Source organism: Aeromicrobium sp. CnD17-E (assembly GCF_024124745.1).
Lineage (GTDB): Bacteria > Actinomycetota > Actinomycetes > Propionibacteriales > Nocardioidaceae > Aeromicrobium.
Genome location: NZ_JAMXRU010000127.1, coordinates 1 through 7775, shown reverse-complemented (window position 1 = coordinate 7775; position 7775 = coordinate 1). Strand labels below are relative to the sequence as shown.

The following is a 7775-nucleotide window of genomic DNA, read 5'->3' as shown; positions in this document are numbered from 1 at the left end:
CCGTCGCAGCCCGGGCCGGACTCCCGTTCGCGGCCGGGACCGCCCAACGCCTCGCGCGCGACCTGGGTCGGCTGGAGGAGCCGTGGCCGGCCGCGGCCCGCCGCTCCCTCGTCGACCTGCTCACCGCGGGCCACGGTCTCGTCGAGGTGTGGGACGAGCTCGACATCGCGGGCGTCGTCGACCACTGGCTTCCCGAGTGGGCCGACGTGCGGCTGCGCGGGTCGAGCTCGCCGGTGCACCGGTTCACGGTGGACCGGCACAGCGTCGAGACGTGCGTGGTGGCCTCGACGCTGCGCCGCGACGTCGCGCGTCCCGACCTCCTCGCCGTCGCCGCGCTGCTGCACGACATCGGCAAGGGCAGGCCCGGCGACCACAGCGAGGTCGGTGCGCCGATGGCGGAGGCCGTCGCGCTGCGGTGGGGCTTCCCGCAGGCCGACGCCACCGTCGTGGGCAGGCTGGTGCGCTGGCACCTGCTCCTCGGCACGGTCGCGACCCGTCGCGACATCGAGGACCCGGCCACGGCGGCCAACGTGGCCGAGATCGTCGGCGACGCCGCCTTCCTCGACCTGCTGTCCAGCCTCACCCAGGCCGACGCACGCTCCACCGGCCCCACGGCCTGGACCTCGTGGCGGCGCGGCCTGATCGAGGGCCTGGTCGCCAAGACCCACCAGCACCTCGCGGGCGCCGCGCCCGCGACCACGTCCGACGCCTACGAGGGCTGGCCCGCCGAGCTGCCCTTCCCGTCCGCCGACGCCCTGGCACGTGCGCGTGGGGGCGAGGTCGGGCTCGACGTCGTCGACCACCACGGCGGGTCGCTCGTCACCGTCGTCACCGCCGACCGGCCCGGGGTGATGGCCCTCATCGCCGGTGGACTGGCGCTCCAGGGCCTCGCCGTGCGCTCGGTGCGCGTGGTCACCCAGGACGACGCGGCCGTCTCGCTGTGGGAGGTGGCTCGACCCGGCCTCCTGGCCAGCGCGGTGCGCGAGCGTCTGCTGCCCGTCCTCGCCGGCGAGGTGCCGCTCGAGCGACGCATGACGCTCACCCCGGTCGAGGGACTTCCCGCCCGCGTCAGGGTGCTGCCGGGCCTGTCGGAGTCGGCCACCCTCCTGGAGGTCCGGGCCGCGGACCGGCGCGGACTCGTGTGGACCGTCTGCGCCGCGATCGCCGCCGTCGACTGCTCGATCCGCTCGGCGCACCTGTCGACCTACGGCGACGAGGCTCGCGACGTCTTCTACGTCGTCGACGCCGACGGCGAGCCGCTCGACGAGGCGGCCACCCGTCGGCTGCACGAGGCGGTCGACGCGGCACTGGTCTGAGGAGGCTGGTCTGGGCGGGCTGGACTGGGCGGGGTCGTCGGCGTCGCCGTGCCCGCTCGGTAGGCTGGAGCCCATGTTCGACTCCCTGCAAGACCGCCTCCAGTCCGCGTTCAAGAACCTGCGCGGCAAGGGACGGCTCAGCGAGGCCGACATCGACGCCACCGCGCGCGAGATCCGTCTCGCCCTGCTCGATGCCGACGTCGCCGTCCCGGTGGTCCGCGCGTTCACCGCGCGGGTCAAGGAGCGTGCGCTCGGCGTCGAGGTCTCCAAGGCGCTCAACCCGGCGCAGCAGGTCGTCAAGATCGTCAACGAGGAGCTCGTCACGATCCTCGGCGGCGAGACGCGCCGCGTCCGGTTCGCGAAGAACCCGCCGACCGTCATCATGCTCGCCGGCCTCCAGGGAGCGGGCAAGACCACGCTCGCGGGCAAGCTCGGCCGCTGGCTGAAGGAGCAGGGCAACAGCCCGATGCTCGTGGCCTGCGACCTGCAGCGCCCCAACGCGGTCACCCAGCTGCAGGTCGTCGGTCAGCAGGCCGGCGTCACCGTGTTCGCCCCCGAGGCCGGCAACACCGGCGGCGGCGACGGCGGGGCCGAGGGCACCCGCTCCGTCGGCGACCCCGTGCAGGTGGCCCGCGACGCGATCGCCGAGGCCCGCCGCACCCTGCACGACGTCGTCGTGGTCGACACCGCCGGACGTCTCGGCATCGACGCCGACCTCATGCAGCAGGCGCGCGACATCCGCGACGCGGTGAACCCCGACGAGGTCCTGTTCGTCATCGACGCGATGATCGGCCAGGACGCCGTGCAGACGGCCGAGGCGTTCGCCGAGGGCGTCGACTTCACCGGCGTGGTGCTCACCAAGCTCGACGGCGACGCCCGGGGCGGTGCCGCGCTGTCGGTCCGCGAGGTCACCGGCCGGCCCATCATGTTCGCCTCCACGGGCGAGAAGCTCACCGACTTCGACGTCTTCCACCCCGACCGCATGGCGGGCCGGATCCTCGACATGGGCGACATGCTGTCGCTCATCGAGCAGGCCGAGAAGGTCTACGACGCCGAGCAGGCCGAGAAGGACGCCGAGCGCATGCTCGGTGGCACCTTCACGCTCCAGGACTTCCTCAAGCAGATGGAGACCCTCTCGAAGATGGGGTCCATGAGCAAGCTCATGGGCCTGCTCCCGGGCATGGGCCAGTTCAAGGACCAGATCGCGAACTTCGACGACCGCGAGCTCGACAAGGTCAAGGCGATCATCCTGTCGATGACGCCGAAGGAACGTGACGACCCCAAGATCATCGACGGCTCGCGCCGCGCCCGGATCTCCAAGGGCTCGGGCACCACGGTGCAGGACGTCAACCAGCTGGTCACCCGCTTCTTCGAGGCGCGCAAGATGATGCAGCAGATGGCCAAGGGCGGAGGCATGCCCGGCATGGGCGGCGTCCCCGGCATGCCCGGTGTCGGCAAGCGGGCCGGTGCCCGGCAGAAGCCGCAGAACCAGAAGAAGAAGGGCAAGCGCGTCTCCGGCAACCCGGCCAAGCGGGCCCAGGCGGCCCAGCAGAAGCCCGCCACCAAGGACGGCGCCGAGGCGTTCGGCTTCGGCGGCCAGCAGGGTGCCCAGGACTTCGAGCTGCCGAAGGAGCTCAGGGACCTGCTCTGAGCGGCTCGTCCGGCAGACCGTTGCTCGGAGCAACGTAGTCTGACGTCGTGCTGATCCCGCTCCTGCGCCGCCACCTGCGGCCCTACCGCGGACCGATCGCCGTGGTCGTGCTGTTCCAGCTGGCGCAGACGATCGCCAACCTCTACCTGCCGGGACTCAACGCCGAGATCATCGACGACGGCGTCGTGCGCGGCGACGTGGGACGCATCTGGACCACGGGCGGGGTGATGCTGCTCGTCACCGTGCTGCAGGTGGCCTGCACGGTCGTCGCCGTCTACGTGGGGGCGCGGGTGGCGATGGCCCTCGGCCGCGACCTGCGCGCCGGGGTGTTCGACGCGGTCGAGGGGTTCGCCGCGCGCGAGCTCGCCCACTTCGGCGCGCCGACGCTGGTCACCCGAGCCACGAACGACGTGCAGCAGGTGCAGCTGCTCGTGTTCATGGCGCTGACGCTCCTGGTGTCGGCCCCGATCATGGCGGTCGGAGGCGTCGCGATGGCCCTGCGCCAGGACGTCGAGCTGTCCGGCCTGCTCGTCGTGGTCATCCCCGTCCTGGTGGTGGCCGTCGGTCTCATCATCCGCACGATGCGTCCGCTGTTCCGCCAGATGCAGGAGCGGATCGACGGCCTCAACGACGTCATGCGCGAGCAGATCCAGGGCATCCGCGTCGTGCGCGCCTTCGCGACCGAGGAGCGCGAGGCCGAGCGCTTCGCGCGGGCCAACCAGGCGTACGTCGACGTCGCCGTGGCGGCGGGGCGCGTGATGGCGTTGATGTTCCCGACGGTGATGCTCGTCATGAACGTCTCGGTCGTGGCTGCCACCTGGTTCGGCGGCTACCGCATCGCGTCGGGCGACCTGCAGGTCGGCACGCTGACCGCCTTCCAGAACTACCTCGTGCAGATCCTCATGGCCGTCATGATGGCGACCTTCATGCTGATGCTCTGGCCGCGCGCGGAGGTGTCGGCGGAACGGATCACCGAGGTCCTGGAGACCGAGCCGAGCATCGTCGCCGCGCCGGACGCCGACGACACCCCGGTGGCCCGCGGCGCGCTGGAGGTGCGCGACGCCTCCTTCGCCTACCCGGGAGCCGAGCAGGACGTGCTGCACGGCGTCTCCCTCGTCGCCAGGCCGGGGGAGACCACCGCGGTCGTCGGGTCGACCGGCAGCGGGAAGTCGACGCTGGTCAACCTCGTGCCACGCCTCTTCGACGTGACCGCGGGGCAGGTGCTGCTCGACGGGCGGGACGTACGGACGATGACGCCCGAGGCGGTCTGGGCGGCCATCGGGCTCGTGCCCCAGCGCGCGTTCCTGTTCTCCGGCACGGTCGCGTCGAACCTGCGCTACGGCCGCCCCGACGCGAGCGACGCCGAGCTGTGGGCGGCGCTCGAGGTGGCCCAGGCGCGCGACGTCGTCGAGGCGTTGCCGGAGCGGCTCCTGGCGCCCGTCTCGCAGGGCGGCACCAACTTCTCCGGTGGTCAGCGCCAGCGGCTCGCGATCGCGCGTGCGCTGGTGAAGCGTCCGCTGGTCTACCTGTTCGACGACTCCTTCTCCGCGCTCGACTACGCGACCGACGCGGCCCTCCGGGCGGCCCTCAGGCCGCTGATCCGCGACGCCGCGGTCGTGACCGTCGCCCAGCGCGTCTCGACCATCCGCGACGCCGACCGGATCGTCGTCCTCGACGAGGGCACGGTCGTCGGCACGGGCACGCACGGCGAGCTGATGGACACGTGCGCGGTCTACCGCGAGATCGTCCTGTCCCAGCTCAGCGAGGCGGAGGCCCGGTGAGCGGCGGACCACGCGGACCCATGGCGGCCGGGGCCATGGCACCTCAGCGAGCGTCGGACTTCCGGGGCACTGCGCGACGCATCGGGCGACGGCTGCTCCAGGACCGCGCCACGGTCACGGCGATCGCCGCGCTGGGTGTCATCGGCACGACCCTGTCCGTGCTCGGCCCGCGGATCCTCGGGCACGCGACCGACCTCGTCTTCAGCGGCTACCTGTCGACCCGGTTGCCGGCCGGCGCGAGCCAGGCCGAGGTGGTGGAGCGGCTGCGAGCCGACGGCCAGGACCGTCTCGCGGACGTGCTGCTGGGTGCCGACGTGCGCCCCGGGCAGGGCATCGACTTCACGGAGCTCGGCTGGGTGCTCGCGGGCGCGATCGTGCTCTACGTCCTGGCGTCGGGCTTCATGTGGTGGCAGGGCCGGCTCACCACCGCCGTCGTGCAGCGGATGGTCGGCGGCCTGCGCGACGACGTGGAGGCCACGCTGCACCGGCTGCCGCTCTCGTTCGTCGACGGCACGGAGCGTGGGGAGCTGATGTCGCGCACGACCAACGACATCGACAACATCGGCCAGTCGCTGCAGCAGACCATCAGCCAGCTGCTGACCTCGGTGCTCACGGTGGTCGGCACGCTCGTCATGATGTTCTGGATCTCCCCGCTGCTGGCCCTCGTGGCCCTGGCCACGATCCCGCTCGCCGTGTGGCTGACGCAGGCGGTGATGCGGCGCTCGCAGCCGCAGTTCGTCGCCCAGTGGGCCGCGACCGGGAAGGTGAACGGCCACGTCGAGGAGGTCTTCACCGGCCACGAGGTGGTCAAGGTCTTCGGCCGGCAGCGCGACGTCCGGGAGGAGTTCGAGCGCCGCAACGACGCCCTGTTCACGTCGGCCTTCCGCGCCCAGTTCATCTCGGGCGTCATCCAGCCGCTGATGATGTTCGTCTCCAACCTCAACTACGTGCTCGTCGCGGTGATCGGCGCGGTCAGGGTCTCGACCGGCAGCCTCACGGTGGGCGACGTCCAGGCGTTCATCCAGTACTCGCGACAGTTCACGCAGCCGCTCACCCAGATCGCGTCGATGGTCAATCTCCTGCAGTCCGGCATGGCCTCCGCCGAGCGCGTGCTGGCCCTGCTCGACACCGAGCCCGAGCGCCCCGACGTGGGACCCGGTGGCGCGGCGCCGCTCGTGCCGACGCAGCCCGTGCGGGGTCGCGTGGTCCTGGAGGACGTGGCGTTCTCCTACACCGACGCGCCGCTCATCGAGGGGCTCGACCTCGTCGCCGAGCCGGGCGCGACCGTCGCGATCGTCGGACCGACGGGCGCGGGCAAGACGACCCTCGTCAACCTGCTGCTGCGCTTCTACGAGCTCGACGCCGGGCGCATCACGCTCGACGGCGTCGACGTCGCCACGATGGACCGCCAGGCACTGCGCCGATGCTTCGGCGTCGTGCTGCAGGACGCCTGGCTGTTCAAGGGCACCATCCGCGAGAACATCGCCTACGGCCGCGTGGGCGAGGTCGACGACGCCGCCGTCGTGCGTGCAGCGGAGGCGGCGTCGGTCGACCACCTCGTCCGGACGCTGCCCGACGGCTACGACACCGTCGTCGACGAGGGTGGCGGAGGCCTCAGCGCCGGCCAGCGCCAGCTGCTCACCATCGCCCGCGCGTTCCACGCCGACCCGCCCGTGCTCGTGCTCGACGAGGCGACGAGCTCGGTCGACACGCGCACGGAGGCGCTCGTGCAGGAGGCCATGGGCCGGCTGCGCCGCGACCGCACGTCGTTCGTGGTCGCCCACCGCCTGTCGACCATCCGCGAGGCCGACACCATCGTGGTCATGGAGGCGGGGCGCATCGTCGAGCAGGGCGACCACGACACGCTCCTGGCGGCGGGCGGCGCGTACGCGCGGCTCTACGCGGCGCAGTTCGCCGGCACCGCCACGTGAGCGGTGTGGGGGAGCGGGTCAGCCCTCGCGCAGGAAGGCGTCGGCGCGGTCCTTCGGCCGGCCGATGATCGCCCGTCCGGGGCCGTCCAGCGTGCCGCGCACCAGCACGGGCCGCTGGAGCAGACGTGGGTGCTCGACCAGGAGGTCGGCGACCTGCTCGGGCGTCGTGTAGTCGGCGGCGTCCAGACCCTGGTCCTTGAAGAAGGCGTCCTTGCGCACGAGGTCGGCGGGCTCGTCCTCGAGCCGCTCCAGCAGCGCGAGCAGCGTGGCGCGGTCGAGCGGCTGCTTCAGGTAGCGCACCTCCTCGACCTCGACCCCCGCCCGGGCGGCAGACTCGAGCGCGTGCCGCGAGGTGGAGCAGCCCGGGTGGTGCAGGACGGTGACGTCGGCCATGAGGTCAGCGTAGCCACGCGGACCGACGGCTAGCGTGGGTCTCGTGAGCGAATCCGTCCGCTACGACGTCGACGACGCCGTCTGCACGATCACCCTGCACCGACCCGACGTCCGCAACGCCGTCGACGGTCCGACCGCCGCGGCCCTCCTGGCTGCCTTCGAACGCTTCGAGGCCGACGACGACGTCTCCGTCGCCGTGCTGCACGGCGAGGGAGGGACCTTCTGCGCGGGCGCCGACCTGTCGGCCGTCGCCGACCCCGAGCGCGGCCACGTGCTGGATCCCGACGGCCAGGGCCCGATGGGCCCGACCCGGATGGCGCTGACGAAGCCCCTCGTCGCCGCCATCGAGGGCCACGCCGTGGCCGGCGGTCTCGAGCTCGCGCTGCTCGCCGACCTCCGGGTGGCCGCGGAGGACGCCGTGCTCGGGGTGTTCTGCCGTCGTTGGGGCGTCCCGCTCATCGACGGTGGCACGGTGCGGCTGCCGCGCGTCGTCGGGCACGGCCGGGCGATGGACCTCGTCCTCACCGGGCGCCCCGTGGAGGCGCACGAGGCGCTGCAGATGGGCCTCGTCAACCGTGTCGTCGCCCCTGGACGTGCGCTCGACGTCGCCCACGAGCTGGCCGAGCAGCTCGCGGCCTTCCCGCAGGCCTGCCTCCGCGCGGACCGGGCGTCGGTGCTGGGGCAGTGGGACCTCCCGGTGGCC

6 protein-coding genes are annotated in these 7775 nt (G+C 72.6%); 5 read left to right on the top strand and 1 reads right to left on the bottom strand.

Annotated elements, in window-relative coordinates:
* From NH339_RS16340 to NH339_RS16325, 4 genes are all read left to right on the top strand, one after another.
* Positions 1-1316 (top strand): HD domain-containing protein (locus tag NH339_RS16340; protein WP_253027083.1); only part of this gene is annotated, 1316 nt, incomplete at its 5' end.
* A 73-nt stretch (positions 1317-1389) separates the two neighbouring features.
* Positions 1390-2967 carry a signal recognition particle protein gene (gene ffh / locus NH339_RS16335; protein ID WP_253027082.1) on the top strand — a complete coding sequence of 526 codons (1578 nt, stop codon included), beginning with the start codon at positions 1390-1392 and terminating at the stop codon, positions 2965-2967.
* Positions 2968-3014: 47 nt separating this feature from the next.
* Entirely contained in the window at positions 3015-4748 is a 1734-nt protein-coding gene (locus NH339_RS16330) for an ABC transporter ATP-binding protein (protein ID WP_253027081.1), read from the top strand.
* Positions 4745-6679, top strand: a complete 1935-nt coding sequence (locus NH339_RS16325) for an ABC transporter ATP-binding protein (RefSeq protein WP_253027080.1) — start codon at positions 4745-4747, stop codon at positions 6677-6679. Before NH339_RS16330 ends, NH339_RS16325 begins: the two co-directional genes overlap by 4 nt.
* An 18-nt stretch (positions 6680-6697) precedes the next feature.
* Here the strand turns inward: NH339_RS16325 and NH339_RS16320 are convergent, their stop codons facing one another.
* Positions 6698-7072 (bottom strand): arsenate reductase family protein, encoded by a 375-nt coding sequence (locus NH339_RS16320; RefSeq protein ID WP_253027079.1) that lies wholly within the window; start codon positions 7070-7072, stop codon positions 6698-6700.
* A gap of 43 nt (positions 7073-7115) precedes the next feature.
* Between NH339_RS16320 and NH339_RS16315 the strand changes: the two genes are divergently transcribed.
* Positions 7116-7775 (top strand): crotonase/enoyl-CoA hydratase family protein (locus NH339_RS16315; RefSeq protein ID WP_253027078.1); only part of this gene is annotated, 660 nt, incomplete at its 3' end.